The organism is Pseudomonas ekonensis (assembly GCF_019145435.1).
Lineage (GTDB): Bacteria > Pseudomonadota > Gammaproteobacteria > Pseudomonadales > Pseudomonadaceae > Aquipseudomonas > Aquipseudomonas ekonensis.
On the sequence record NZ_JAHSTS010000001.1, the window covers coordinates 701,341 to 728,110 of the forward strand.

General features: G+C 65.5%; 17 protein-coding genes. 7 read left to right on the forward strand and 10 right to left on the reverse strand.

Annotated elements, in window-relative coordinates:
- Window positions 1-38: 38 nt before the first annotated feature.
- The 4 genes from KVG96_RS03275 to KVG96_RS03290 all read left to right on the forward strand — a co-directional run bounded on the left by KVG96_RS03275 (window position 39) and on the right by KVG96_RS03290 (window position 4,149).
- The gene (locus KVG96_RS03275; RefSeq protein ID WP_217890796.1) at window positions 39-1,142 is read left to right on the forward strand and encodes an extracellular solute-binding protein; all 1,104 of its coding nucleotides are present in this window, start codon (window positions 39-41) and stop codon (window positions 1,140-1,142) included.
- 184 nt (window positions 1,143-1,326) lie between these two features.
- Window positions 1,327-2,235 (forward strand): ABC transporter permease, encoded by a 909-nt coding sequence (locus KVG96_RS03280; protein WP_217890797.1) that lies wholly within the window; start codon window positions 1,327-1,329, stop codon window positions 2,233-2,235.
- The gene (locus KVG96_RS03285) at window positions 2,232-3,080 is read left to right on the forward strand and encodes an ABC transporter permease (RefSeq protein ID WP_217890798.1); all 849 of its coding nucleotides are present in this window, start codon (window positions 2,232-2,234) and stop codon (window positions 3,078-3,080) included. The genes KVG96_RS03280 and KVG96_RS03285 overlap by 4 nt, the downstream gene beginning before the upstream one ends.
- 13 nt (window positions 3,081-3,093) lie before the next feature.
- On the forward strand, window positions 3,094-4,149 hold the full coding sequence (locus KVG96_RS03290; RefSeq protein WP_217890799.1) for an ABC transporter ATP-binding protein: 1,056 nt from the start codon (window positions 3,094-3,096) through the stop codon (window positions 4,147-4,149).
- 229 nt (window positions 4,150-4,378) lie between these two features.
- Here KVG96_RS03290 and KVG96_RS03295 read toward each other — a convergent pair whose 3' ends face one another.
- Entirely contained in the window at window positions 4,379-5,308 is a 930-nt protein-coding gene (locus KVG96_RS03295) for an AraC family transcriptional regulator (RefSeq protein ID WP_217890800.1), read from the reverse strand.
- A gap of 337 nt (window positions 5,309-5,645) precedes the next feature.
- Here KVG96_RS03295 and KVG96_RS03300 point away from each other — a divergent pair, with 337 nt between their 5' ends.
- On the forward strand, window positions 5,646-5,999 hold the full coding sequence (locus tag KVG96_RS03300) for a putative quinol monooxygenase (RefSeq protein ID WP_217890801.1): 354 nt from the start codon (window positions 5,646-5,648) through the stop codon (window positions 5,997-5,999).
- Window positions 6,000-6,042: 43 nt separating this feature from the next.
- Entirely contained in the window at window positions 6,043-6,285 is a 243-nt protein-coding gene (locus KVG96_RS03305) for a hypothetical protein (protein WP_217890802.1), read from the forward strand.
- 3 nt (window positions 6,286-6,288) lie between these two features.
- Here KVG96_RS03305 and KVG96_RS03310 read toward each other — a convergent pair whose 3' ends face one another.
- Window positions 6,289-6,918, reverse strand: coding sequence for a flavin reductase family protein (locus KVG96_RS03310; protein ID WP_217890803.1), 630 nt, complete (start codon window positions 6,916-6,918; stop codon window positions 6,289-6,291).
- 243 nt (window positions 6,919-7,161) lie between these two features.
- Window positions 7,162-7,437 (reverse strand): hypothetical protein, encoded by a 276-nt coding sequence (locus KVG96_RS03315; RefSeq protein ID WP_217890804.1) that lies wholly within the window; start codon window positions 7,435-7,437, stop codon window positions 7,162-7,164.
- Window positions 7,438-7,778: 341 nt separating this feature from the next.
- On the opposite strand from KVG96_RS03315, the gene KVG96_RS03320 reads away from it, so the two are divergent.
- Window positions 7,779-8,537, forward strand: coding sequence for a COG4705 family protein (locus tag KVG96_RS03320; protein WP_217890805.1), 759 nt, complete (start codon window positions 7,779-7,781; stop codon window positions 8,535-8,537).
- Window positions 8,538-8,686: 149 nt separating this feature from the next.
- Here KVG96_RS03320 and KVG96_RS03325 read toward each other — a convergent pair whose 3' ends face one another.
- The 7 genes from KVG96_RS03325 to KVG96_RS03355 form a co-directional block, all read right to left on the reverse strand.
- On the reverse strand, window positions 8,687-10,006 hold the full coding sequence (locus KVG96_RS03325) for an MFS transporter (protein ID WP_085629501.1): 1,320 nt from the start codon (window positions 10,004-10,006) through the stop codon (window positions 8,687-8,689).
- Between the two features lie 435 nt (window positions 10,007-10,441).
- Window positions 10,442-11,773, reverse strand: coding sequence for a sigma-54-dependent transcriptional regulator (locus tag KVG96_RS03330; RefSeq protein ID WP_217890806.1), 1,332 nt, complete (start codon window positions 11,771-11,773; stop codon window positions 10,442-10,444).
- Window positions 11,773-13,533 (reverse strand): sensor histidine kinase, encoded by a 1,761-nt coding sequence (locus KVG96_RS03335; protein ID WP_217890807.1) that lies wholly within the window; start codon window positions 13,531-13,533, stop codon window positions 11,773-11,775. The genes KVG96_RS03330 and KVG96_RS03335 overlap by 1 nt, the downstream gene beginning before the upstream one ends.
- Before the next feature lie 74 nt (window positions 13,534-13,607).
- Window positions 13,608-16,253 (reverse strand): RHS repeat domain-containing protein, encoded by a 2,646-nt coding sequence (locus KVG96_RS03340; RefSeq protein ID WP_217890808.1) that lies wholly within the window; start codon window positions 16,251-16,253, stop codon window positions 13,608-13,610.
- A gap of 33 nt (window positions 16,254-16,286) precedes the next feature.
- Window positions 16,287-19,064, reverse strand: coding sequence for an RHS repeat domain-containing protein (locus KVG96_RS03345; RefSeq protein ID WP_367617485.1), 2,778 nt, complete (start codon window positions 19,062-19,064; stop codon window positions 16,287-16,289).
- Between the two features lie 174 nt (window positions 19,065-19,238).
- Window positions 19,239-21,965 (reverse strand): RHS repeat domain-containing protein, encoded by a 2,727-nt coding sequence (locus KVG96_RS03350; protein ID WP_217890809.1) that lies wholly within the window; start codon window positions 21,963-21,965, stop codon window positions 19,239-19,241.
- On the reverse strand, window positions 21,962-26,461 hold the full coding sequence (locus KVG96_RS03355) for a SpvB/TcaC N-terminal domain-containing protein (RefSeq protein ID WP_217890810.1): 4,500 nt from the start codon (window positions 26,459-26,461) through the stop codon (window positions 21,962-21,964). The genes KVG96_RS03350 and KVG96_RS03355 overlap by 4 nt, the downstream gene beginning before the upstream one ends.
- Between the last annotated feature and the right edge of the window lie 309 nt (window positions 26,462-26,770).

The following is a 26,770-nucleotide window of genomic DNA, read 5'->3' on the forward strand; positions in this document are numbered from 1 at the left end:
GGTCAATCTCATACTTACAAGAACAATGGGAGTCCTTCATGGGCGAGCACGATCTGAACAGGCGTCAATTCATCAAGACCGTCGGCGTGGCCTCGGTGGCCGCGGCGGCGTTGAGCATGCCCTTCATCCGGGCGAGCGCCAGCGACACCCGCTTCGCCGGCAAGACCCTGCGCCTGCTGACCTGGTCGGATGACACCGGCCTGGCCGCGTTGCGCAACATCGCCGCGACCTTCGAGGCCAAGACCGGCGCCAAGGTGATCGCCGACCGCACCGGCAGCACCTCGGAAATGGTCGCCAAGCTCAAGGCCGGCGGCGACCGTCCGCAGTACGACATCATCACCCTGGCCGGCGTCGGCGCCGAAGGCCTGGCCGCCGCCGGGCTGTTGGAAAAGCCCGACCTGAACCGCATCCCCAACCTGATCGACGTGCCGGAAAAGTACCGCACCGGCGCCAACGGCCACGGCATCGGCTACCTGCTGTGGTGCAACAGCCTGGTCTACAGCACCCGCACCCAGGCCGCCGCGCCGGACAGCTACGCCGCGCTGTGGGACGCCGATCTTGCGCCGAACATCTTCCTGCCGCCGCCGAACTGGACCGAGGCGATGGACCTGATCATCATCGCCGCCAAACTGGCCGGCGGCGACGAGCACAACATCGAGCCGGGCTTCAAGAAGCTGGCCGAACTCAAGGGCCGCGTGGTGACCCTGGGCGAGAACCCCAACCAGATCGCCGAGCTGTTCCGCACCGGATCCCTGGACATGGGCGGGCTCTACGCCCCGGCGTTCTTCCCCAAGCAGATCCGCGACGCGAACTACGGCCTGGGCGCCACGTTCGGCATGAAGGAAGGGTTCTACACCGACCTGATGCTGTCGGTGATGCCCAAGAACCGTCCCGGCGACACCGACCTGGCCTACGCCTTCATCGATCACTCCCTCGACCCGCTGGTGCAGGGCAAGATGGCCGAAGACATCTTCAACGGCCCGGTCAACGCCAAGGCGATCATCTCCGCCGAAGCGCGCAAGAGCCCGTACATCCTGACGCCGGAGCAGATCGCCGAGAAGGCGATCATGCACGACAACGCCTTCCTGGCCACCGTGCATGACCAGTGGATCCGTCGCTACACGGAAATCTTTTCTTCCTGAGTCGAACGCAAACCTTCAGAACACCGCGAACCCTGTGGGAGCTGGCTTGCCAGCGATGACGGCCGACCTGTCGAAAAGGCGGTCACTGCAGACTGCTATCGCTGGCAAGCCAGCTCCCACAGGGTTCGCGGTGGTCAGGAAATCTGTGTTTGTCAGTTGTTCTTCCATTGACGAGATCATTGCCATGGAACATCAATCCCTGACCCACCCGGTCGGCGCGGCAGACGCGCGTGCGGCGCGCGGCGTTTCGCCCACCGTCCGGGCGTGGTTTTTCCTCACGCCGTCGATGCTGTTCCTCGGCGTGCTGATCGCCGCGAGCCTGCTGGTGCTGCGCATGAGCATCGGCACCAAGGGCGCGGAGTGGACGGGCTTCAGCCTGGCCAGCTACGCGCAGCTGCTCGAAGCGTACTACCTCAAGTCGCTGCTGCTGACCCTGCGCCTGGCGCTGATCAGCGCGGTGATCGCCGTGCTGCTGGCGATCCCGGTGGCGTACACCATGTCGCGCCTGACGTCGCCGTTCGTGCGGCGGATCTTCCTGGCGGCGGTGCTGCTGCCGCTGCTGGTCAACCTGCTGCTGCAAAGCTACGGCTGGCTGGTGATCCTGGGGCCCGGCGGCATGCTCAACCAGACCCTGATGGGGCTGGGCCTGATCAAGCGGCCGATCATGCTGCTGTACAACCAGAACGGCGTGCTGATGGGCTTGGTGCAGACGGCGTTTCCGCTGGCCGTGCTGCCGATCGCCAGCGCCATGCGCGGCGTGTCGCGCAGCTTCGAGGAGGCCGCCGCGACCCTGGGCGCCAGCCGTTGGCAGGTGTTCCGCCAGGTGGTGCTGCCGATGAGCCTGCCGGGGATCATCACCGGCGCGACGCTGGTGTTCGCCTACAACGCCAGCAGCTTCGTGGTGCCGCTGCTGCTGGGCGGCCGGCGGGTGCCGATGCTGGCGGTGATGGTGCACGACCAGATCGCCCCGCTGATGAACTGGCCCGCCGCATCCGCCGCCGGCGTGGTACTGATCGTCACCACGCTGGCGATCATGACCCTGTCCGAATACGTCACCGGCCGCCGTCGCCGGTTGCTGGAGGCTTCGCAATGACTGCCCTGACCAAGAAGCGCCACGCGCTGCTGCCCGGCGACACGGGCTCGTTCGCCGGGATCCTGTCCGGTGTGATCCTGCTGCTGGCGGTGCTGCCGATCCTGACCATGATCGTGATGTCGTTCAGCGGCGCGTCGAACCTCGACTTCCCGCCGGCCAGCTACAGCCTGCAATGGTACAAGGCCGCGTGGCACACCTTCGTTTCGCCGGACGCCAGCGACGTGCTGAGCCTCGGCCAGGCCATGGCCACCAGCCTGCTGGTGTCGTGCCTGACCATGGTCTTCGCCACCCTGATCGCGGTGCCGGCGGCCTACGCGCTGACCCGCTGCGAGTTCCGCGGCAAGACCGTGGCGCTGCAACTGATGTCGCTGCCGCTGGTGTTCCCGATGGTGGTGCTGGGCCTGGCGATGCTGCTGGTGTTCGACAGCCTGCCGTTCCACATGACCACCTCGCGGCTGGTGATCGCCCACGTGATCCTGGCGCTGCCGTTCGTGGTCAAGAACTGCACGGCGGCCATGCTCTCCATCGGCAGCGAGGTCGAGGAGGCGGCGCAGATGCTCGGCGCCTCGCCGCTGCGGGCGATCGTCGATGTGGTGGTGCCGCTGATGAAGTCGGGGATCCTGGCGGGCATGCTGCTGGCGTTCATCGTCTCGTTCAACGAGTTCACCGTCACTTATTTCCTCTACACCATCGACGTCATGACCGTGCCGATCTGGATGTACAGCCGCACCGTGTCCTCGCTCGACCCCACCGTGTTCTCGTTTGCCGTGCTGATCGTGCTGATCGACTTCGTCCTGATCTGGGCGCTGGAGAAGCTGGTGGGCGAGGGCGGCGTTTCCTTCTGATTTGAGGTGCAACATGTCTGGACTGATTCTGGAAAACGTCGAGAAGCATTACGGCTCGGCCTGCGCGGTGAAAGACGTCAACCTGCATTTGCCCCAGGGCAAGCTGGTGTGTTTCCTGGGGCCGTCGGGCTGCGGCAAGACCACCTTGCTGCGCATGATCGCGGGGCTTGAGACCCTCACCGGCGGCGAGATCCGTCTGGACGGCGAGGACATCGGCCACACCCCGGCGCACCTGCGCAACTTCGGCATGGTGTTCCAGTCGCTGGCGCTGTTCCCGCACATGACCGTGGGCGAGAACATCGCCTATCCGCTGAAGCTGCGCGGCGTCGGCAAGGCCGAGCAGCGGGCGCGGGTGGCGGAACTGCTGGAGATGATCCAGCTGCAGGCGATGATCGACCGGCCGGTGGCCAAGCTCTCCGGCGGCCAGCGCCAGCGCGTGGCGATCGCCCGGGCGATTGCCTCGCACCCCAAGATCCTGCTGCTCGACGAGCCGCTGTCGGCGCTGGACGCCAAGCTGCGCGAGTCGATGCAGGTGGAGATCCGCCAGCTTCAGCAGCGCCTGAACATCACCACCATCATGGTCACCCACGACCAGCGCGAGGCCATGACCATGGCCGACATCGTGGTGGTGCTGGGCGAGCACCGGGTGCAGCAGGTGGGCACGCCCATCGAGATCTACCGGCACCCGGCCAACGAGTTCGTGGCGGACTTCATCGGCTCGGGCAACATTTTCCCGGCCACGGCGCTGGGCGACGGCAAGGTCGTGCTGCCGGGCGGCGATGCGCTGCAAGTGCCGATCTGCAGCAGCATCGTGGTGGGGCAGAAGGTGAAGATGCTGATCCGCCCCGAAGACCTGCAACTGTCGGCACCCCAGGCGACGGCGGGCAACCGGTTGCTGGGCACGGTGACGTTCGTGCGCGACATCGGCGCGACCATCGAGACCACGGTGGAGTGTTCCGGGGTGACGTTCACCGCATTGAGCACGCCGTGCCAGGACATCGGGCTGGGGATCGGGCATCCGGTGTCGGTGACGCTGCCGTCCGAGGCGTGCCGGGTGCTGGGGGCTTGATCCGGATGTGATGCCGGCAGGCTGGCTTCCACATGGAACCCGTGATCAACACACATCCCCTGTGGGAGCGGGCTTGCCCGCGATAGGGCCAGCCGCAGCACCGCAAAAATGGATCAGACCGTGAGCCGCAACCGCGCCAGATCCCACAGTGAATCCGTGATCAACACGCATCCCCTGTGGGAGCCAACCTGTTGGCGATAGGGCCAGCCGCAGCACCGCAAAACACGGATCAGACGGTGAGCCGCAACCGCGCCAGATCCCGCAGCGGCGGCGCGCCGAACAGCCGGCTGTACTCGCGGCTGAACTGCGAGGGGCTTTCATAGCCCACCCGATACCCCGCCGCCGAGGCTTCCAGCCCTTCGGTCAGCATCAGCCGCCGGGCCTCTTGCAGGCGCAGTTGCTTCTGGTACTGCAACGGGCTCATCGCCGTCATCGCCTTGAAGCGGTGATGCAGGGTCGAGACGCTCAGGTTCACTTCCCTGGCCAGGTCATCGATGCGCAGCGGCTGTTCGAAGTTGCCGTTGAGCCACTTGATCGCCTGGCTGATGCGGTGGCTCTGGCTGTTGGCGATGGCGATCTCGTACAGCCGGTGGCCCTGGGGGCTGCGCAGCAGGCGATAGAGGATCTCCCGGCGGATCAGCGGCGCGAGCATGGCGATGTCTTTCGGTGTGTCGAGCAGGCGCGCCAGGCGCAGCACCGCGTCGAGCATGGCGCTGTCGATCCGTTCGACGTACAGGCCGCGCCCGGTCGGCCGGGTCGGCACGCCCATGGGGCCGGCGTCGGCGATCAGCGCGGTGATTTCCGCCGGGTCGATGTCCAGGCGCACGGCCAGGATCGGCTCGTCGGGCGAGACGTTCACCACCCGTCCGCTCAGCGGCATCGAGACCGAGACCACCAGGTAGTTCAGCGGGTCGTAATTGAAGTATTCGTCCGCCAGCCGCACCTCCTTGCGTCCCTGGGCCATGATGCACAGCGCCGGTTGCGCGAGCACCGGGGCGAAGTCATGGGACCGGGAGTGGCGGGACATGAACAGCGAGCCGATGGCCGTGGCGTAGCTGCCGTCTTCCGAGGTGTTGCGGCGGATGAGCGTCGCCAGTTCCGCACGCTGCTTTTCCATGTCGGCGTCCAGCGGGGCTGGAAAATGTTCGGGTGACGTCATGCACGGCCTCCTCGGCAAGGGCGGTGAAGTGGGGCAGAGCATAAGTTTGTGCAAGCGCGAGCGGTAGACACATCCTGTCAAATGCTTGCCTGATCCTGCACGGGGTTGCCAAGGCCCCCAGACATGACAGGACGCAGGCGGGCAAACTTGCTCGAAACCCGTATGACAGCACCGTGACAGGCCTTCACACTTTTTTACAGGGTTTTGAGCCAGTCTCGCAGGATCGTGCAAGGCAACGGCAGGAATCGACTAACGGCGCCCGGCACGCGGCCCGTAACCTTGGATCCTGTCGCAGCCCGTCCCCGGCTGCCACGCGACTCCCTGGGAGGGATTGAACATGTCCAAGCAAATTCCCGTCAGTCATATGGCCTTCATCCGCGCGCGTGCCGGGCGTTCGGAGGAACTGGGCGTGCGCCTGAGCGCGCTGATCGAGCCGTCCCGCGCGGCCCCCGGTTGCCTGAACTTCGCCTTGCAGCATTCGCAGTGCGATCCGCAGTTGTGGCTGGTGTCCGGCTTCTGGAGCAGCCAGCAGGCGATGACCGCCTATTTCACAAGCCCGTCCATGGAGGTGTTCGGCGAGCTGGTGCAGGACCTGGTGGTCAACAGCGTGGATTTCCACACGTTCAAGGAAGTGTCGGCCGCCCAGGCCCTCGGCGACTGCGGCGCACCGGTACACAAACTCGCCGGTTGAGGGTTTAATGGCCGGCCTATTTGACTGAGCCGGAACCTGAGACATGGCACGTAAAGAGTTCGCACACTTCGAAGCGGTTTCCGCTGTGGTCCCCGTCGAGCTGGGCGGCAACAAGGGCTATTACGCCGCCATTGCGGTCAAGGCCCTGGTCGATGGCGGCGCCCCGCGCTTCCACAAACTGCTGGATGAACAGGTGTTCGCCGGCGCCATCGCGGCCGACGACGCCGCGACCCGCGAGCTGGAACGCCTTCAGGGCGTGAGCGACGACGCCGAACTCATCTGGTGAGCCTCACTTGACCGCACCCGGTCGCCACATCTTGAACAACGCTTGCGGCCCCAGCTGGAAATAGTCCGCCGGCCCGCCGCCGCGCAGAATCGGTTCTGCGGCGGCGGTGTCGTAGATCCCGTCCTTGAGCAGCCATTTGGCGATGTGCACGGCGACCACCTCGCCGAGGATCAGCCAGCTCGGCACTGTCTCGCCATCCGCCCGCTGCAGCTGAATGATCTGGCTGACCTTGCATTCGAAGGACACCGGGCTTTCGGCCACCCGCGGCACCGCAATCACTTTCGAAGCCACGGTGGTCAAGCCCGCCAGTTCGAACTCGTCGACCTCAGGCCCCACTGCCGCGCAGCTCTGGTTCATCTGCTCGGCCAATGGCCGGGTGGCGAGGTTCCAGGCGAATTCGCCGGTCTGCTCGATGTTGTTCAGGCTGTCTTTGCGGCCCACGCTCGAGAACCCGATGATCGGCGGGATGTAGTTGAAGGCGTTGAAGAAGCTGTACGGCGCCAGGTTCAGCCGGCCTTCGGCATCCTGCGAGGAGATCCAGCCGATGGGGCGTGGGCCGACGATGGCGTTGAACGGATCGTGGGGCAGGCCGTGGCCGTTGGCGGGTTCGTAGAAGTGAATGTCGTCGGGCATGGCGCGGGCGGTCCTGGAAGGCTGTGTTCTGAGGGGCCCAATAGTGCAAGTGCAGGGCGCTGATTGCCAGTCCGGTGCAAAGGCCCGTGGGCTCTTGTCTTGAATCTGGCCTGCGGTGCCCGGGCTGGCGTCATCGCTGGCAAGCCAGCTCCCACAGGTTTTTTGCTTGGGAACGGGCAGGTGTGTCGCTGCAGAAATGAACAAGCCCGGCATTGGCCGGGCTTTGGTGTTTGCATCCGCGGTTCAGCTGATGGCCGCGGCGGTGCCGGTCTTGTCGAAGCCGTCGGCGGCGATGGCGTTGGCGGTGCCGGTCTTGTCGAAGCCGTCGGCGGCGATGGCGTTGGCGGTGCCGGTCTTGTCGAAGCCATCAGCGGCGTAGGCGCCGGAAGTGGTGTGTTCGACCGAGGCGCTGGCGCCGGAGATGAAGTCGGCGGATTTGGTCTTGTCCGAGCCGTCGGCGGCGAAGGTGTTGGCGGCCAGGACAGACAGGGTCAGGGCGAGGATCAGTTTGGTGTTCATGGTCGTTTCTCCGGATTCGTTGGCGTTGTGTCTTGCTTGAGTTGAATGCTACGCCAATAAAATTGATTAAAAAGCGCAAAATAACGTTAATAACAATCGATTAACTAGATATTAAGGGCGCCGCGTTCGATTCGCTTCCGTCCTCGGGGCGAGCGGCGCGCAGTCAATCGATCAGGTGAGTGCAGGATGGGGCAGCGGCATTAACCGGTGATTAATCGCTGTTTTGGCCCGTGTGACAGATTTTTCATGGAACGCCGACCGGTTTTTCACCCCGCGGACGCCAGTCTGCCGGCGGCCAGAAATCGAACAACCGGCCGTCACACACGGGAGCTCTTGCGTTCATGAACAAACTGCCTCAAATCACCCTGGCGTTCTGGGTGATGAAAATCTGCGCCACGACCCTGGGGGAAACGGCGGGGGATCTGCTGTCGATGACCCTCGACGTCGGTTATGCGATCAGCTCGCTGATCCTGATCAGCGTGTTCGTCCTGACGCTGGTCACGCAACTGATGGCCAAGACCTACAAGCCGTTGCTGTACTGGATCGTGATCCTTTCCACCAGCACCGCCGGCACCACCATGTCCGATTTCATGGACCGCACCCTGGGCCTGGGCTACGCCACGGGCTCGATGATCCTGATCTCGATCCTGCTGGCGATCTTCGCGGCCTGGCGCCTGAGCGGCGACTCGCTCAATGTCAGCAAGGTGCAGACCTTTCGCGGCGAGATGTTCTACTGGATGGCGATCCTGTTCTCCAACACCCTGGGCACCGCCCTGGGCGATTACCTGGCCGACGACTCGGGCCTGGGCTTTGCCGGCGGCGCGCTGCTGATCGGTTCGGCGATCGCCCTGGTGGTGCTGCTCAGATACTTCACCAAGCTCTCGTCGGTGGCGCTGTTCTGGGTGGCGTTCGTGCTGACCCGGCCGTTCGGCGCGACGCTGGGCGACCTGATGACCAAATCCCATGAAAAGGGCGGCCTGGACTTCGGCACCATCGGCTCGTCGGCGGTGCTGGCGGGGATCCTGGTGGTGATGATCGCCGGGGCGGCGTTTGCGCAGAAGCGTTACGGCAGCACGCAGCGGACGGTCGAGTCCGCTTGATGCCGGGGTGATCCCCATCGCCAGCAGGCTGGCTCCCACAAGGTTTGGCGGTGAACACAGGATTTGTGGACACCGCTGACCCCCTGTGGGCGCCAGCCTGCTGGCGATGGGGCCATTGCAGTCACCCTTGCGGCGACTGCACGGACAGGTCAGTCAGTCACGATCCGCGAATGCTTCTGGGTGTCCTTCATGGTGATGTACACCAGCAGCGACACGGCGATGCACGCGGTCACGTACCAGTAGTAGCCGGTCTCCATGCCGATGCTCTTGAACCACAGCGCGATGTACTCGGCGGTGCCGCCGAAGATCGACACGGTCAGCGCGTACGGCAGGCCGACGCCCAGGGCGCGGATTTCGGTCGGGAACAGCTCGGCCTTCACCACCGCGTTGATCGAGGTGTAGCCGCTGACGATGATCAGCGCCGCCATGATCAGGAAGAACGCGCCCCACCAGCTCTGGATGGTGTGCAGGGTCATCAGGATCGGCACGGTGAAGATCGTGCCCAGCACGCCGAAGGCGATCAGGATCGGACGCCGGCCGATCTTGTCCGACAGGCCGCCGATGACCGGTTGCAGGCACATGAACAGGAACAGCGTCGCCGCCGAGATGGTGGTGGAGTCGGAGATGCTCATGCCGACGGTGTTCACCAGGTACTTCTGCATGTAGGTGGTGTAGGTATAGAAGGCCAGGGTGCCGCCCATGGTCAGGCCGACCACGGTCAGCAGTTCCTTCGGGTGGCGGAGCAAGGTGCGCATGGCGCTTTCCTTGGACTTTTCCTTCTTCACGAACGACTCGGTCTCTTCCATGCCGCGGCGCAGGTACAGGGCGACGATCGCGCACAGGGCGCCGATGGCGAACGGAATGCGCCAGCCCCACGCGTACAGCTGTTCGGTGGTGAGGAACTGCTGCAGCACGATCAGCACGCCCAGCGCGATGAGCTGGCCGGAGATCAGGGTCACGTACTGGAAGCTGGAGAAGAAGCCGCGACGCTCCTTGGTGGCCATTTCCGACAGGTAGGTGGCGGAGGTGCCGTACTCGCCGCCGACCGACAGGCCCTGCAGCAGACGGGCGAACACCAGCAGGATCGGCGCGCCGATGCCGATGGTTTCGTAGTTCGGGCTCAGGGCGATGATCAGCGAGCCGAAGCACATCAGGTACACCGACGCCATCAGCGCGGCCTTGCGGCCCTTGCGGTCGGCGTACAGGCCCATCAGCCAGCCGCCGATGGGGCGCATCAGGAAGCCCACGGCGAAGATCGCGGCGGTGTTCATCAGTTGCGCGGTGGTGGAGCCGGCGGGGAAGAAGGTCTTGGCGAAGTACAGCGAGAAGGCGGCGTAGACGTACCAGTCGTACCACTCGACCATGTTGCCGACGGAACCGCTGAAGATCGACTTGATCCGGCTGGCGGTGGTTCTTTCCTTGGCCGGCGCGGCAGCTGCCCCAAGCGGCAGGATGTTGGAGTTATCCATTGAAGGATCCTTCGGTTAATTGTTTTTGTGGAGCGCGTCGAAACGCAGCCTGCGGGGGCTATAGCAGGAGGTGTGCCAAGGGGCGCAGGGCCGGTTTAGAGGGGGTAGGCGCGGTTGTTGAGCGGAAATCCGCTTGTTGTTCAGCGGGTGATGAGCGGAAATCCGCCTATCTGGTCTTGGGCATTGGCGGTGGTCGTACCGACCTCATCGCGGGCAAGCCCGCTCCCACAATGTTTTGTGGTGCTCCCTCACTTTGCATTCAACCGAGAACTCTGTGGGAGCTGGCTTGCCAGCGATGGTGGCAGTCCAGGCGCCGCAGGACAGAAGCAAGACAGTTGTTCCCACAAGAACCTTGGTGGATGCAGAAATTGTGACCACTGCAAACCCCTGTGGGAGCGGGCTTGCCCGCGATGAGGCCGGCGCAGTCGCCGGGCGTCAGCTGTCCTGCACAAACATCTCCCGGCTCAACCCGTGCCGCTGCATCTTTTCGTTGAAGGTGCGCCGCGGCAGCTGCAGTTCTTCGAGCACCGCCTTCACGTCGCCCTTGTGCCGGGTCAGGGCGATGCGCAGGCACTGGGCCTCGAACGCCTCTTGCTGCGCCGCCAGCGATTGCCCCGGGTCGATCCCCGGCACCGGTTCGTCCAGCCCCAGCACCTGACGCTCGGCGACGTTGGCCAGTTCGCGCACGTTGCCCGGCCAGTCGTGGCTGAGCAGGTGGCTCAACTGGGCACCGCCCAGCGGCGGGAACGTGCGCCCGAGCCGTTCGGCGGCCTGGCGGGCGAAGGCGTCGAACAGCAACGGGATGTCTTCGCGGCGCTCGCGCAGGGGCGGCAGGCGCAGCTCGGCCACGTTCAGCCGATAGGCCAGGTCCTCGCGAAAGCGCCCGGCCCGGGCCTCGTCGAGCAGGTCGGGCTTGGTGGCGGCGACGATGCGCAGGTCCACGCGGATGCTCTGGTTCGAGCCCAGCCGCTCCAGCTTCTGCTCCTGGATCACCCGCAGCAGCTTCACCTGCTGGGCCAGGGGCATGCTTTCGATCTCGTCGAGGAACAGCGTGCCGCCGTCGGCGTATTCCAGCTTGCCGATGCGCTTGCCGGACGCCCCGGTGAACGCGCCGCTCTCATGGCCGAACAGTTCGGCCTCGAACAGCTGCTCCGGGATCGCCGCGCAGTTGAGCGCCACGAACGGTTTGTCTGCGCGCGGGCCGAAGTCGTGCAGGCAACGGGCGACCATTTCCTTGCCGCTGCCGGTCTCGCCGCGGATCAGCACGTTGACCGGCAGCGCGGCCAGGTCCAGCACCTGCCGGCGCAAGGTCTGCATGCCGCGGGACACGCCGAGCAGCGTGGCGTCGAGCCTGGCGCGGTTGTCGGCCTGTTCGTGCAGGGCGCGGTTCTCCAGCACCAGCCGGCGCTTGTCCAGCGCCCGGCGCAGGCTGCCGAGCAGGATCTCGGGGCTGAACGGTTTTTCGAGGAAGTCGTAGGCGCCGTCGCGCATCGCTTCGACGGCCATCGGCACATCGCCGTGGCCGGTCAGCAGGATCACCGGCAGGTCGGCGTCCCGGCGCTGCACCTCGGCCAGCAGCTCCAGGCCGCTCTGGCCGGGCATGCGCACGTCGCTGAGAATCACCCCGGCGAAGTGCCGGGGCAGCGCCGCCAGGCAGTCTTCGGCGCGGCTGAACAGCTGCACCTCGAAACCCGACAGGCTCAGCCACTGCTCGACGGCGCTGCGGATGCTGCTTTCGTCATCGACCACCATCACCGAGTTGAGCATCAGATGTGCGCCTCCAGATCGATCGGCAAGGTCAGGGTGAACACCGCGCCGCCTTCGCCGTTCTCGGCGCTCAGGCGCCCGCCGGACTCGTGGGCGATGGCGAACGACACCGCCAGCCCCAGGCCCAGGCCGTCGCCCACGGGCTTGGTGGTGAAGAACGGGTCGAACACCTGGCCCAGGTGCTCTTCGGCGATGCCGCCGCCGCTGTCGCTGACGCTCAGGTGCCACAGCTGCTGGTCGGCCTCCAGACGGATCAGCAGGCGCTTGCACGGTTTGCCGTGCATGGCGTCCAGGGCGTTGCGCAGCAGGTTGATCAGCACCTGCTCCAGGCGGATCGCATCGCCGCGCACCCACGCCGGGCGGGTCAGGTGCAGCACCAGGCTGACCTGCTCGTCGCGCAGGCGGGTGTCGAGCAACTGCAGGGCCTGGTCGACCACCGTCGCCAGGTCCAGCCGTTCGCGCAGGCCGCTGGGGCTCTTGCGGGCGAAGGTCTTCAGGTGGCCGGTGAGGGCGGCCATGCGGGTGAGCATGTCGTCCACCGGCTTGAGCGCCTTGTAGGCTTCATCGACGCGGCCATGGTCGAGCAGCAGGCGCAGGGTGGCCAGCTGCATGCGCTGGGCGGTCAATGGCTGATTGATCTCGTGGGCCAGCGCGGCGGACATCTGCCCCAGCGCCGCCAGTTTGGCCGACTGCACCAGGCCGTCCTGGGCGGTGCGCAGCTCGCGGGTGCGTTCTTCCACCAGCCGCTTGAGCTCGGCGCGGCTGCGCTGGCGCATCTTGCCCAGGCGCCAGCGCTGGTTGAGGAACAGCAGCAGGAACACCAGCGCCAGCCACACCCCGGCGGCGGCGAGCCCGGCGTTGCGCAGGTCCTCGAACGCCACCTGCGGGCGGCGCAGCAGGTGCAGCGTCCAGCCTTCGGCGGTCAGCGGCAGGGATTCCCACAGGTAGTCGGCGGTGCCCTGGGGGCCTTCGACCCGGCGCAGGTCGCTGGTGTCGTCGAAGCGGCGCAGCGACAGGTGCGTGAGCGGCACCAGCGCCTGTTTGTCGTATTGGCGCGTGGCCTTGATGTCCGCCAGGTCGGCGGCGTCCAGCGGCCGCAGCGCGCGGTAGCGCCAGCCCGGCTGGTTGGCGATGAAGATGATGCCCCGCGCATCGCTGACCAACAGGGTGTCGCTGCCCTGGCTCCATTCGCGTTCGAGTTCGGGGAATTCGAGCTTGACCACCATCGCCCCGAGGAACTCGTCCTGATCGCCGAGCACGGCGCTGGAGAGGAAGTAGCCGGGGATCCCGCTGGTCACGCCCACGGCGTAGAAGCGTCCGCTGCCCTGGGTGCGGGTCTGGCTGAAGTACGGGCGGAACCCGTAGTTGTGGCCGACGTAGCTGCTGGGCAGGCGCCAGTTGCTGGCGGCCACGGCCAGGCCGCTATGGTCGAGCAGTTCGAGGGTCGAGGACTGCGCCGCGCCGTTGATCTTCTCCAGCTTCAGGTTGAGCGCCGCCTGCTGCTCGGCGCCCACCGGTCCGGCCAGGGCCGCGCGCAGCTGCGGGTCGAGCGCCAGCACGGCGGGCAGGGCGCGGTAGCGGTCGATCAGGGTGTGCAGCGAATTGGCGTACAGCGCCAGTTGCTGGCTGGCGCGGGCCGCGTCCTCCTCCAGGGCCTGGCGTTCGGCGTGGCGGATCGCCAGGGTCGCGGCCAGGACGGCGCCGGCGATGATCAGCAGGGTGTACAGCGACAGACGCAGGGTACGGGAAGTCGGCAGCATGCTGGGGCGAACGGATGGGGGACGGGCGGGCACGATAGCATGCACGCCCGCAGACTGCGTATTGCCCGGCGGCCTCAGGCATAGGATTCATTAGCGTGTTGCGCAGATTGCCGGCGCGCTCTGGTTCTGGGTTTGGGGATCGGCTTCTCGACAGGAGGGTCGATGATGGTATTCCCCAGCCCAGGAAGGCGCTCTGTGACACTTTCAACTGCGCTTGGGGCGTTTGTCGCCTTGAGCAACTGGTCGATGGCTTTGAAGGGTTCGTTGCCGGAGCCGATCAATTCCATGTACTGACTGAGTTGCTCCACGGAGAATCGGGACAGCTCCTCATCAAGTCTCTTCTGCAGCGCCTGAGGATAGGCGTCGATGAGCTCTTTGGCGTCTATCACCCTCTTCAGCAATGCGTTGCCGCCATTGAGCAGATCACGCGTCCCCTCCACGATGCCATGCGTCGTATCGATAACGTTGGCCAAACCCGCTTTGAGTTCCTGGGTACGTAACGTTTGCGCAAGCTTCAGACCTTTCTTCAGGAAGTAGTAACGCACCAGCGGAAAGATGACCGCGCCGGCAACGGCTCCCGCAACCGTGCCGATCAGGTTACCGATGCCGGGCACGGCGGTGCCTATGAGCCCACCGACGCCTGCACCTTTGACCGCGCCATAGACGGTGGATTTGATTCCTCCGGCGGACTTGAGGAACCTGCCGAACGTCATGTCCTTGCGAGCCTGTTCCGGGTCGGCGTCTTCATTGACGAGCCCATCGAATTCTGTCGCCAAGTTATGCAGCTGCTCTACCGATGTTTTCGCCTTGCCGAGTATTCCGAGAAAATCCTTCGCCAGACTGAAAACGACTTTCATGTGGCCTGTCTGGTCGACATGCACAATGGGGTTGTTCCCCACAAAGGCATACAGATTCAACCCGTCCACATCCCCTGCCGGATCGGCGCTGACCCATCGTTGCAGCCAGGGTGCGTAGTAGCGGGCGCCGTAGTAGTACAGGCCGCTGGCATCCATCTCCTGTCCCGAATGGCGCACGGTCTTGTAGTCGGTTTCCAGTGCGGAGCGGGCTGTCATCCACGCGGTGGCGCCAAACGGGTAGTAGCCTTCGTGGTTGATCCGTTGCGCATGCCTGTCCAGTTCCATCAGGCATGAGCCCAAGTGGTCTTGCAGGGTGTAACGCAATTGGTCGGGCTCGACGCCCGGCGGCTGTCCCGCCTCCCAGTGCAGGCAACGCACGCCGGCGGGGAGCATGATGACGTGCAGCCGTTCGCCGTTGTCCTTGCTGCGGATCTCCAGCCCCGGCAGGTAAAGCACTTCGTGGCAGTGGCTGGCCGAGACCGAATGGGTTTGGAGGCGCTTGCAGACCCGCGAACCCTGGCTGTAAAGGTAATGTTCGACGTCATCCGGGCCGTCGTCACGTTGCACAAAGGTCACCGACGCCAACTGGTTTCGGCTGTCCCACCGCAGCGGTTGGCCCGGCTGCAAGTCCTGCCGGTTCCCGGCGCGATCGAACAGGGTGTCGAACGCCGGTTGCGGATCGCCTTCGGCCCAGCGCACACCGCGGTTACTGGCCGGGTCGATGAACATCCGGCGGGTGTAGGTGTTGCCGTCGCGCTGGTGCCGCAAGGCGATCAGGTTGCCGCCGCGGTCGTAGTCGTAGGTCTGGATGTAGTTGCGCCGGTCGGCGGGGTTGCCGGGCTGCGGCCGGCCGGGGGTATCCGTCGGTGGCGCATCGTCATGGCCGGTGGCGCTGCGCAGCCGATTGAGGGTGTCATAGGTGAAGAGGCGCTGGCCGTCGATGCGCTGGTTGGCAAAGAAGCGCGGGTCGAAGGCGTGGTCGACAATCCGGGTGATGTTGCCTTGCGCGTCGTACTCGTAGCCGAAGTCTTGAAGGGGCGGTTGGACGTTGTTCTGCGTGTGCTGGCGGTGCAGGCGTCCGTTGGCCGGATCGTAGCTCCAGCGGCTGGTCACGCCGTTGCCGGCCAACATCTCGATGGTTTCCCCGGCGGCGTTGTAGTGCGCCTGTTTCAGTACCGTTTGCCAGACGTCTTGATCCTTGAGCTGCAAATGCACTTGCTTGAGCTGGCCGGCGATGTCGTAGGCGTAACGTTGCCGGTGCCCCCCGGCGTCGGTCTGTTCCAGTGCCGTGCCGGAAGGGCCGAAGCGGCGGCGGCTGACGAATGCCCGTTTGTCGCGCAAGATGCGGGTTTCGTGCAGTGCCTGGCCGGTCAGGGCGACCCCGTGAACTTCCAGCAGCCCCGAGGCATCCTTCAGTGCGATCATCTGCCCGCGCAGATTGTGGCCGGGGTCGGCCCCAGCGTCACCGTAGACGAAGGTTTCGAAGTCAGGCGTGGCGTTTTCCCCAACGGTCACCACCCGCAACCGGCCGTCATAACGCGATTGCCGCCGATTGCCCCGTGCGTCCCAACGCTGCAACGCCTCACCGGCAGGGCCGACCAGGCTCACCTGCCAGCCTGCGTCGACGCTGTCGATCTTGAGCGGCGCACCGGCCAGGTTGTAGCGCGTGGCGACACCGGGCCGGGACAAACGTGGATCCCACTGCGCCATCAGACGCCCGGCGACGTCCAACTGGTGACGTGAGACCAGTGCCGTCACCTCGTCGCCGACCCGGACACGCAGATAGTCCACCTGCCTGATGACCTGTGCGCGAGGATCAAGGCACTTCAGGGTCGGGGTGTGGTGGTGTAGGGATGAGGTCATGTTGACGCCCTCTGTTCTCGGTGAGCCGGTGGCTCACGCGGCGAGCTGCTTTTCCAGCAGATATTGAGAAACGCGAGACAGCAGGTTCCTTGAGTGGCTGATGGCGCTTCGGGCAATCTTCAGGTTTTCCTCGATGGACGTTTGTTCGTTGACCAGTGTCATCGACAGGCCGCTCGTACCTTTCGACTGCGCATTTTCCGCGCTTGCATGGGCCAATGTCTTGAAGCTCTCCAGGGTTCGGGCTTCTTCGCGATCGAGAAAGGTCGTCAGTTCATCAAGCCGCAGAGTGATCTGATCCAGATCGCCTTGGCCCCAGGATCCGTTGAGTGCTTCGGTCAACTGACTCATCTGGCGTGCAATGTTCAGAGCTTGTTTCAGGTAAGGAATCTTCAGGTGCTTGCCGATCACCCTGGCCGTCGTTTCGATGCCTGCTTTCACCAGCCCCTGAGACGTTTGCGGATTGAAACTGCCGACAATGGCCTGCAACGAATAGGGAGAGGCGGCGACTTTCTTCTGCAATGCCTTGACGGAGAGCGTGGCCGGGTCAGGCATGATCGAGTAGCCCAGACCGGTTTTCTCACCGAACTGATCCATGCCCTTGACCACGACATCGGCCACCACTATTCCGCCGACGGCGGCCGTTATCGGAGTCACCACCGGCGCTGCCGGGCCGGTCAGGCCGCCTAACGCCGCGCCGCCGGCTGCACCCGCCGCTCCGGCCTTGATGGCGACCGCAAACGTTGCCACGGAGAATGCCAGTTTCTTTGCGGCGGTCTTGTAGATGTCACGCTTGCGGGTGAGGTTGTAGAGCTGGTAGTTAAGTTTCTTCAGTTCGCTGTTCGTGAGATTCAGCACGCTGGAAAACTCGTCGATCCGCTGCCGTGCCTGACTTTCCTCCAGCCCGGTGCCACCGACGTCGATGTAGCGAATAGGGTTGTTGTTGACCATCGCATAGAGGTTCAACCCATCCACATCCCCTGCCGGATCGGCGCTGACCCATCGTTGCAGCCAGGGCGCGTAGTAGCGGGCTCCGTAGTGGTAAAGGCCGCTGGCATCCATTTCCTGTCCCGAATGGCGCACGGTCTTGTAGCTGGCCTCCAGCAGTGATTGGGCCCCCCACCATGCGGTGCCGCCGAAGGCGTAGTAGTGCTCCAGGGAGATGACGCCGGCCTTGCGGTCGAGCTCCAGCGAACAGGAGCCCAGATGGTCGTCGAGGCTGTAGCGCAACTGGTCGGCTTCGATGTCGGCGGGTTTGCCGCTGAGCCAGTGCAGGCAGCGGGCGCCCGGCAGTTCGATGACGTGCAGCCGCTGGCCATCGCTGCGGGTATGGATCTGCAGGCCGGGCAGGTAGTGCACTTCGCGCCGGTGAGTCACTGATGGCGTGTGGCTCAGCCAGCACTTGTGGATGCGCTCGCCCTGGCTGTAGCGGTAGGTTTCCTCGTCGTCGGGCAGGCCGTTGCTGTGACGCAGCAAGGTCACCCGCGTCAGTTGGTCGCGACTGTTCCATTCCAGCGGCAGGGCACCGGGCTGGAGTTTCAATTGGTTGCCGTGGGCGTCGAAGTGTTCGGTGAACACCGGGTCGGGTTGGCCCGCTTTCTGGCGCACACCGCGGTTGCTGCGGGCATCGATGACGGTCTGCCAGGTGAAGCTGTGGCCTTCGCGCACATGTTGCAGTTCGACCAGGTTGTTGCCGGCGTCGTAGCGGTAGTGCTCGGCGTAACCGAAACGCCGGCCGGGGTCGATGGGCTGGACCGGCTGCGGCAGGCCCGGTGACTGCTGAGGGATATCGCCCTCGAAACCACGGGTTTCGATCAGCCGATACAGCGAGTCGTAGACAAAATGGCGGTGCGGCTCCACACGCTGGTTGGCGAAATACACCGTGGCCTGGGTGTGGTCTTCGATGCGCAGGACATTGCCCGCCGGATCGTACAGGTAACGCAGATCCTGCAAAGGCCTTTCCTGATCCTTGCCGGCCAATTGGCGGATCAGGCGGCCGTCGGCCGCATCGTGGAACCATGTGCTCAGCACGCCGTTGCCGGCCAGTTGCTCCGTCAGTTGACCGGCGGCGTTGTATGCCCTGCGCCGCACCACCGGCTCCGACCCGTCGGCACCGGCCAGCCGCAGCGACACCCGGGCGAGTTGTCCGGCGATGTCGTAGTGCGATTCCTGCCGGTGCCCGCCGGCGTCGGTGACCAGCACCGCATTGCCTGACGGGTCGAACCTTCGGGTGGTGATGTAGGCGTCGGTTTCGCCGGCGAGACGGCGGGCCTCGTCGAGCGATTGGCCAAGCAGGCCGTACTGGCTGAACATGATCGTGCCGGACGGGTCGAGCACGCCGGTCAGTTGACCCCGCAGGTTGTGCCTGGCATCGGCGCCGCTGTCGGCGTAGGTGTACCGCTCGACGGCATCCTGCTGATTTTCGGCGACGGCAATCACCCGCAGCATGGGGTCGTGACGGTAGCGCCAATGGTTGCCGCGCTGATCCCAGCGCTGCTGCGTTTCGTTGGCCGGCCCCGGCAGGCTGAGACGGCGGCCGGCATCGACGCTGTCGATCCGGATCGGTTCGCCGCCCAGTGTGCGGACGGTGACGAGATTGGGTCGATGGCCGTCGGCGAACAGGCGCGGATCCGATTGCCCGCTCAAGCGGCCGGCCAGGTCGTAGGACTGGCGAGTGATGAGCGATTGCGCCACGTCGCCTGCGGACTTTCGCCAGTAAGCCACTTCACGCACGGCCAGTCCGCGGCTGTCCTGCACCGTAAGCGAGGGCGTTCGCCGATGGACCGAGCTAGCCATTATGTATTTGTCCACCACCGGCTTCAAAGGCCGCTTCGACCCTGGCCGAGCGTGTTTCGATGGCGTCCTGCCAATCGGTGAGCAGTGTCTCGATCTTTCGGATCTTCATCGGCGTCAGTCCGTTCTTGATGTCTTCGGCAAGGGTGGCCGGTCGGATGCGGTCGCTGCGGAGCGAGAGATCGGCCCCGTGAGTCAATGCCTTTTCGCGGCTTCCGCGTTTAGGCGTGATTGCTTCATCAGGTATTGATTGTCGGTGGTGCCCATTTCCTTGTACCAATCCATGCCTTTCTGGGCCTGGGCGATGAGATCCAGAACAATCGCGGTTTTCTGCTTCAGATCCGACTGGTGGATCGGTGCCAGCACTTCTTCAGGAGTCATGTAGTTGACGTTGGGAAAAACAGCGGCCGGATTGACCGTCGGGACCTTCAGGGTCTTGTAGGCAGCCTGACTGCGATCCCAGCGTTCATTCACCGCTATCTTCCATTCGGCCAGCATTGAGTCGATTTTCTCGATCTTGGCTGGCGTCAGACGGTTCTGGATGTCTTCGGCTTCCTGAACCCTGGAGCCCATGTTCAGTATCACGTTCATGGCGGGAATCACCGATCCGACGATTCTGTTCAAGAAGAAACCTGCGGCCCGCGGTACAGAAATATCGCCGGTCTCGCTTGCGCTGATGCCCCGTCTCTTGTCGATCGCTGCAATGGACATGGTTGACGTCTGCGGTACGAGAGGCCGAATCCAACGTGCGCTGGGAATGGCCGCGTCTGCCATCGAACCGCTCAGATCGCCGCCGGCATTGCCGCTGATGATGCCGCCCACAAAAGGAATCGCGTTCACGTCCGGTGCCAGGGCGCCCAATACTTCTCCCGCGCCGTAACCGCCGTAATAGCCGACTACTGCGGCGAGAGACTCTGCTGCCAGGTTTTTCAGCAACTCCTTGCCGATTCCGGTCTGGTGTATGACGTTGTCGATCTGCGCCAGCGCCGTTGCCGCCTCCGTGCCGAGTTCGGCAATGAAGTCCGAATAGTTCATGATTTGCCATTCTTCCTTGCTTTGTCCGGCTGCGTCGATGAATCGCAACGGTCCGTTGCCCACAAACGCGAACAGGTTCAGCCCGTCCGCCGCGCCCCCCGGATCGGCGCTGACCCAACGCTGCAGCCACGGCGCGTAATGGCGGGCGCCGTAGTCGTACAGCCCGCTCACGTCCATTTCCTTGCCCGAATAGCGGATCGTTTTGTAACCGACCTCAAGGCTTGAGCGCGCGGTCATCCAGGCGGTGGCGCCGAACGGGTAATAGCCTTCGTGGCTGATCAGTTGCGCACGGGCGTCCAGTTCCATGACGCAGGAGCCCAGAGGGTCGCTCAGGGTGTAGCGCAACTGGTCGGCGTCGATGCCGGGTGGCTGTCCGCGCTCCCAGTGCAGGCAGCGCACGTTGCCCGGGCCGGCGGCGAGGGTGATGACGTGGAGGGTTTCGCCGTTGTCCTTGGTGCGGATCTCCAGCCCCGGCAGGTAGCGCACCTCGTGGAAGTGGCTGTTGGCGGCGTTGTGGAAGTCGTGGCGTTTTAAGACCCGCACGCCCTGGCTGTAGCGGTAATGTTCCTGGTCGTCGGGGCCGGACGGGCGCTGCACCAATGTGATCGTGTCCAGGCGGTCGCGGGCGTTCCATTGCAGCGGCTGGCCGAGTTGCAGCGCCAGCAGGTTGCCGTGGCGGTCGAACAGGTTGCCGATAACCGGTTCAGCGTCGCCTTCGGCCCAGCGCGCGCCGCGGTTGCTGGCGGGGTCGATGAACATCCGGCGGGTGTGGTTGGCGCCGTCGCGCACGTGGCGCAACCGGGTCAGGTTGTTGCCGTGATCATAGGTGTAGGTCTGCACGTAAGGGCGCCGGTCGGCGGGGTCGGTCGGTTGCGGCAGGCCGGGGATGTCCGAGGGGGGCGCGTCGTCGTGGCCGCTGGCGGTGTGCAGGCGGTACAGCGAGTCATAGGTGAAGCTGCGGTGGCCGTCGACCCGTCGGTTGGCGAAGTGGCTGGGCGTGAAGGCGTGGTCGAGGATCCGGGTGAGGTTGCCCGCCGGATCGTATTCGTATCCGAAGTCTTGAAGCGCAGCCTGACCGGTGACCTGCGCCTGCTGACGGATCAGGCGTCCGTCCGCCGGGTCGTAGCGCCAATGGCTGACCGCACCGTTGCCGGCCTGTTGCTCGACGATCTGCCCGGCAGCGTTGTACTGCGCATCGGACAGCACCGTTTGCCACGAGGCCTGGCCGTTGAGTTGCAGGTGCGTCCGGCGCAGTTGGCCGGCGAGGTCGAAGTCCGCTTGTTGCCGGTGTCCGCCGGCGTCGGTCTGTTCCAGTCGTGCGCCCAGCGGGCCGTAGCGCCAGCGGGTGACGAAGGTGTCGCCGTCGCCGAAGGAGCGCGATTCCTCCAGCGTTTCGCCGAGCAGGCCGAAGCCCGGCCACCGCACGGTGCCGGCCGGATCCGTCAGTTCGATGGTCCGGCCACGCAGGTTGTGGCCCGCATCGGCCGAGGCGTCGGCATAGGTAAAGGTCTCGGCATCGGCGCCGCCGGTCTCTTCGTCCCTGACCAGACGCAGCAGCGGGTCGTACGTGCTGCGCCAATGGAAGCCGCGCGCATCCCAGCGCCGCACGACCTGGCCGGCGGCTCCCGGCAGGTTCAGGCGCCAGCCGGCGTCGACGCTGTCGGTCCTCACGGGCGCACCGTTCAATGCGTACACGTTGATCAGGTTCGCGGCGGCCAGGCGCGGATCCCTTTGCGCGATCAGATGCCCCGCCATGTCGTGCTCAAAGCGCGTCACCAGGCCGACGGGGTCGTCTTCGGCCAGCGTGCGCAGGTAAGCCACCTGGCGGACCGCCAGGCCGCGGCCGTCGTTCACCGTGACGGCAGGCGTGCGCCGATGCACATTCATGGCTGCGCCTCCGATTCGTCGGTGTCGTTGAAGTCTTCGCTGATGTGATACCAGGGGTGGTACGTCTCACGGGAGAAGTGGCCCTTGGCGTTGACCAGCCGGACCGGACGCGCGGTCACGTCATAGAACAGCTGATCGAAAAAGCCGTGCTCGCGCAGCGACGCATCGTTGACGTAGCGGTGGGTGTCGGCGAAGAACGGGCGGAAGCGCCGCACGGCCAGTCCCTTGTTGTTGTATTCGACCCGTTCGCTGATGCGCCAGCGCGGATCGGCCGGCACCTCGATCGGTTGGCCGTCCTCGATGATCAGCGAGCCGTCGGCGTCCACCGCATACGCAAGTCCTGGTTCCACCAACTGTTGGGTCTGCAAGGCGCGGCCAAAGCCGTCGATGCAGGCCTTGACGATCTGGATCTGCGCCGGCACCGGATCATCGGGGTAGCGGTCGGCACGCAGGATGACGCTGTGCACCGGTTCGCGGGGGACGAGGGCGATGGCTTCGCCCAATGCCTGTTCCTGCGCCGTCAAATCGGCGTCCTGCGCCAGACGCCGGCGGGCGCTGGCGCGGATGTGGCCGTCGGGCAGGATCAGGCCGGCGCCGACCCATCGCGCCACGCGCCCGGCGTCCGCCAGTGCGGTCGGCGGCAATTGCCCCATCCAACTGAACAGGTCCTTGCGCAGGGTGCCGGCGGCCTGCTGCACGGCGCCTTCGGGATCTTCGATGGCGGGGCCCGGCCGGTGATCCACCGGCCGCACGTATTCGCTCAACGGGCGGAAGCCTGCCGGCAGGCCGTTCTCCGTGCCGTGGAAACCGAGGGCCAGCGGCTGGCCGGAGGGCTCGTAGAGCGCTTCTTGAATGTTGTCGTTGGCATCGACGATGCGCAGCGGCTGCAGGGCGTGGTAGTCGTACTCGATCCGGGTGGTGCAGCCGTCGGGCAGCACGACGCTCTGCACCGCGAGGCGGTAAGGGTCGTAGGTGGTCCGGGTGATGCCGTGGCTGGCGGTTTCGTTGTATTCGAGCACCCGGTGGAACCCTTCGCCGGCGGCATAGGCCGCAAACCCGTAGCGGGCCGACCACAGGTTTTCCTCCGCGTCGGCCAGGGGCGCTCCCTCGAACAGCAGGGGCATCGGGGCGTAGCCGACGGCGGCCAGTTCGGCGCGGATGTCGAACGGTGGCGGCACGTCCGCATAGGCCTCCAGGGCGGTCTTGTCCATCTGCGCCACTTCCAGGGGCGCGGCCAGGGCCTCGAAATCCGCCTGACCGTCGGGCAGAGGCGTCTGGTCTTCGGTCTTGAGGTAGCGTTGCACGCTCTGGCGGGTCAGCGTGCGCCGGGTGTTCCACTCGGGCGAATCCTGATGCCGAAAAAGGTATTCGAACGACACCTGCTCCGGCGTCAACCCACCGGGCAAGGGGCCCTTGGGCAGCGCCAGTGCATTGCCGCGTTCCTGATAGGGCAGGCCAAGGCGCCAGTGCTGCGGATCGCCGTCCAGGTCGATGAAGCGTGCGTGGGTCTCGCTGAGGTAAAACGATTGCTGGGCCTGGTCATGGGCGTCGCGCCACCACTGCTGCTCGTCGGGGTCGGTGAACGGCGGCGGGTCGGACTCGGTGCGGCGACGGGCGTAATGCACGGTCAGGGTGTGCAGCGGGACGCCGTAGGCGTTGTGGCGCAATGTCAGTTCGTGGCGGCTCAGCGGGTCTTCGATCACTTGCTCGTAGGCATGATCGAGCTGTTCCAGCGTCAGCGGCAACAGCACCGGATACGCATCGTGGGGGCCTTTGGCCCGAACCTCGCGCACCCGGTAACGGTGTTCGGTCACGGCGAAGGGCCGCGCCGTGACCGGGTCGTCCGCGTCGGCGTAGGTCTCGCTGCGGGCCGGCAGTCCGGCCAGCGTCCGGGCGATGGCGTGTTCGGTGTCGGCGTCGGGCGGCGTGACGGGTTCATCGAGCCCGTCGCCTGGGTGGAAGCGGCTGAACACGGTTCGGCCCAGCGGCACGGCTTCGGGGTCGCGGTCGAAATAGCCCTCGCGCGGCCGGTCGATGGATCGCCCGGTGTGGAACCAGGTGTGCAGGCGCACAGGTGCGGTGAAGCCTGGGTCGCTGTCGGCGCCGGCCGACTCGCTGTCGCGCTGTTGCAGGTGGCCGAACCCGCGGAACTCGCGGTCTTCGCCGTCATAGAAGCCCTCGCGGTAGGTGAAGGTCTGGGTCAGGCGATTGCCGGTGACTTCGTCCAGCTGCAACTGGCGGCTGACCACTTGAACGGGGAAGGGCAGGTGGCAGGCGGGCGGGACGGCCGGGTGCGCGGCGAGCCGGTCGCGCTTTTCGTCCAGCCATTCCTGGGCGCTGCTGCGGTAGCTCACGCGGGTGCTGCAGCCCATGTTGTTGTTGCTGGCCGTCAGCAGGTAGGGCTTGGCGGACACGAAGTCGTACCGCCAGTGTCGGGGCGCCATGTGCGGCACGGTCAGGATCAGGCTGGCGCAGCCCAGGCCCTGGAGGTCGGCCAGCGTCACCTGGCACAGCGCGTCGTAACGCACGCCTTCGGGCCACGGCACCGTGACGGGCGTTTGCTCCAGCCCCCGGCCGCCGCGGTTGAGGTAGAGCTCGAAACCGTCGGACTTCAGGTAAATCAACGCCGGAGCGCCGGAGCCGTCCAGATCGGCGATGCGGATGTGCGCGACGTCGAACGTTTCGCGGTCGAAGGGCAACGGGCAGATCACCCGGCCTGTGCCGAAACGGCCGTGGCCCAGGTTCGGCCAGCATTTGATTTCGTTGTGGCGGATGCGGCACAGCTCGGGCATGTCGCTGCCCAGCAGGTTGCCCAGCAGCACCAGTTCGTCGGGCGCGGGGCTGAACAGCGGCAGGCGGTCGTCGTCCGGCAGGTGCGCGACCTCTTCGCCGGGGGCAAAGCCCGTTTCCCGCCGGTTGGCGTACAGGCGCACCGAGCGCGGGCCGATCAGGGCCAGTGAGGCGAGGCCGTCCCCGGACAGGTCGCCGAGTTGCGCCAGGGTGTGGAAAAACTCCGTCGGGAAGGCGTTGAACGGGACGAAGGGCGCGAACGTGCGGTCGGCGTTCAGCGTACGGAAACCGGTCAGACCCGGCTGGGCGGTGATCCAGTCCAGCCGTCCGTCGCCGGTCAGGTCGGTGAGCAACTGACGCACCGCGCTTCTGGCGTTGGCGACGGGTGTGCTGTCCAGCAACGTCCAGGGGCCGTAGGCGATGGCCTGCGCATCCGATTCGCCGCGCAGCGGTTCGCGGTAGTGCCAGGCCTGATCGTAGCGGCAGAGGAACCCCGGCACGCCTTCGCCGTACAGGTCGACGCACTGGTAGGCGCGGCCGTCCTCGATGCCGGGCTGAGGGCCTTGCATCAGCAGCGGCCTGGGCGTCTTGTCGAGGGTGAACGGCGAGTGTTCGAACTCCACGGGCGGAGTGTGCTCGACTGCCCCGCTGGCGTCCCAGGCCTGGTAGTGGGCGGCGCTGATCTGGCTGTAGGTCCAGGCGGGCGTGTCCGGGGTGTATTCGAGCAGCAGACGCCGGACCAGCACCGGCGCGGCGCCGGTTTCATCGGGAAAGTGATGGAACATCAGCACTTGGCGGCACAGTCGCCGGGTGCCCAGTTCGAACCCTTGGGCGAAGGTCGAGAACGGATCCGGCCGCAGCGGCCAGGGCTGCAGCGACGGGCCGTCGTAGGGTGGCCTTTGCGCCAGGTCCTGGGTGCGCTCGCCGTAGTCGAACAGCAGATGAAAATGCCAGTCCAGGGTCGCCGGATCGTCCGTGCGCCAGAGGTACAGATCCTTGCTGGCGGTGAAATTGCCGTAGAGCACTTGGTGCACGTAACGCTGGGCACGGTAGTCGTGCAAGGGATCGGGGTCCTGGTCGTCGGCTTTCCAGGTGATGCAGACGTGCTCGCCCAACGGGTTCATGCTTTCGCACAGCAGCCAGGCGCTCACCCGCGCCGGGTCGTCGGCGTCCGCCCGGCGCGACGCTGGGGTCTTGCCGTACACCTGCAGCGAACCGTCGGCGCCGTGGATCAGCCAGAACGGCGGCCGCCCGTCGTCCGGCTGCCAGCGCTCGCGCAGGGCAAAGTCGCTTTCGACCCGTGGCCAGAAACGCACGACGCTGTGCGGGCCGATGTCCAGGCCGTTGTAGCGGCTCTCGCTGCGCGAGCGGATCCGGCCTTGCTCATCGCGCTCCGGCATCCACACTTCGCCGTCGTGGCCGACGATCTCGTCGTGGTCGGTGTAGCGCGGCGTGCCCTTGTGGGTGCGCCGGGCGATCTGCAGGCCGCCCAGGCTCCAGCCGATGCCGAACGGGTCGTTGCCGGTCTGGCTGCTGTAGGTCAACGACAACTGCGGATCGAACCCGCGCCCGGCGGACAGCGGCAGCGGCAGTTCGAACGAGGCCGCCCCGGTGGGGCCGACGGCTCCCCAGCTCTTGCCGATCGTGGCGATCGAGGCGCTCTGGGCGATGGAGGGGGTGACGATGCTCAGGTCTTGATCGGCCATGATCCGGCGTTTCCTGGCGGGGGAATGAACCGACGCTATCAGGAAAGCGGGCGGCTGTGACCTGTCAGGTCTGACAGGTGTGTGTTCACCCAACCCTTGTAGGCGCTTGCCTGCAAGCGATGAGGCCCGGCACAGCCGACTTCTTCGGTGACTGACCCGCCGCCATCGCTGGCAAGCCAGCTCCCACAGGGGATCCCGGCTGTCCGCAGGAATGCTGCACACCATAAAAACCTGTAGGCGCTTGCCTGCAAGCGATGAGGCCAGTACTGCCCGCATCTCTGTTGCCTGACCCGCCGCCATCGCCGACAG

Excerpts from the sequence above, each read along its gene's own strand:
- KVG96_RS03300 (WP_217890801.1), top strand. The coding sequence starts at position 5,646 with ATGTCCAAGCAAATTCCCGTCAGTCATATGGCCTTCATCCGCGCGCGT.
- KVG96_RS03295 (WP_217890800.1), bottom strand. The coding sequence starts at position 5,308 with ATGACGTCACCCGAACATTTTCCAGCCCCGCTGGACGCCGACATGGAA.
- KVG96_RS03280 (WP_217890797.1), top strand. The coding sequence starts at position 1,327 with ATGGAACATCAATCCCTGACCCACCCGGTCGGCGCGGCAGACGCGCGT.
- KVG96_RS03335 (WP_217890807.1), bottom strand. The coding sequence starts at position 13,533 with ATGCTGCCGACTTCCCGTACCCTGCGTCTGTCGCTGTACACCCTGCTG.
- KVG96_RS03320 (WP_217890805.1), top strand. The coding sequence starts at position 7,779 with ATGAACAAACTGCCTCAAATCACCCTGGCGTTCTGGGTGATGAAAATC.
- KVG96_RS03325 (WP_085629501.1), bottom strand. The coding sequence starts at position 10,006 with ATGGATAACTCCAACATCCTGCCGCTTGGGGCAGCTGCCGCGCCGGCC.
- KVG96_RS03285 (WP_217890798.1), top strand. The coding sequence starts at position 2,232 with ATGACTGCCCTGACCAAGAAGCGCCACGCGCTGCTGCCCGGCGACACG.
- KVG96_RS03310 (WP_217890803.1), bottom strand. The coding sequence starts at position 6,918 with ATGCCCGACGACATTCACTTCTACGAACCCGCCAACGGCCACGGCCTG.
- KVG96_RS03315 (WP_217890804.1), bottom strand. The coding sequence starts at position 7,437 with ATGAACACCAAACTGATCCTCGCCCTGACCCTGTCTGTCCTGGCCGCC.
- KVG96_RS03305 (WP_217890802.1), top strand. The coding sequence starts at position 6,043 with ATGGCACGTAAAGAGTTCGCACACTTCGAAGCGGTTTCCGCTGTGGTC.
- KVG96_RS03275 (WP_217890796.1), top strand. The coding sequence starts at position 39 with ATGGGCGAGCACGATCTGAACAGGCGTCAATTCATCAAGACCGTCGGC.
- KVG96_RS03355 (WP_217890810.1), bottom strand. The coding sequence starts at position 26,461 with ATGGCCGATCAAGACCTGAGCATCGTCACCCCCTCCATCGCCCAGAGC.
- KVG96_RS03340 (WP_217890808.1), bottom strand. The coding sequence starts at position 16,253 with ATGACCTCATCCCTACACCACCACACCCCGACCCTGAAGTGCCTTGAT.
- KVG96_RS03330 (WP_217890806.1), bottom strand. The coding sequence starts at position 11,773 with ATGCTCAACTCGGTGATGGTGGTCGATGACGAAAGCAGCATCCGCAGC.
- KVG96_RS03350 (WP_217890809.1), bottom strand. The coding sequence starts at position 21,965 with ATGAATGTGCATCGGCGCACGCCTGCCGTCACGGTGAACGACGGCCGC.
- KVG96_RS03290 (WP_217890799.1), top strand. The coding sequence starts at position 3,094 with ATGTCTGGACTGATTCTGGAAAACGTCGAGAAGCATTACGGCTCGGCC.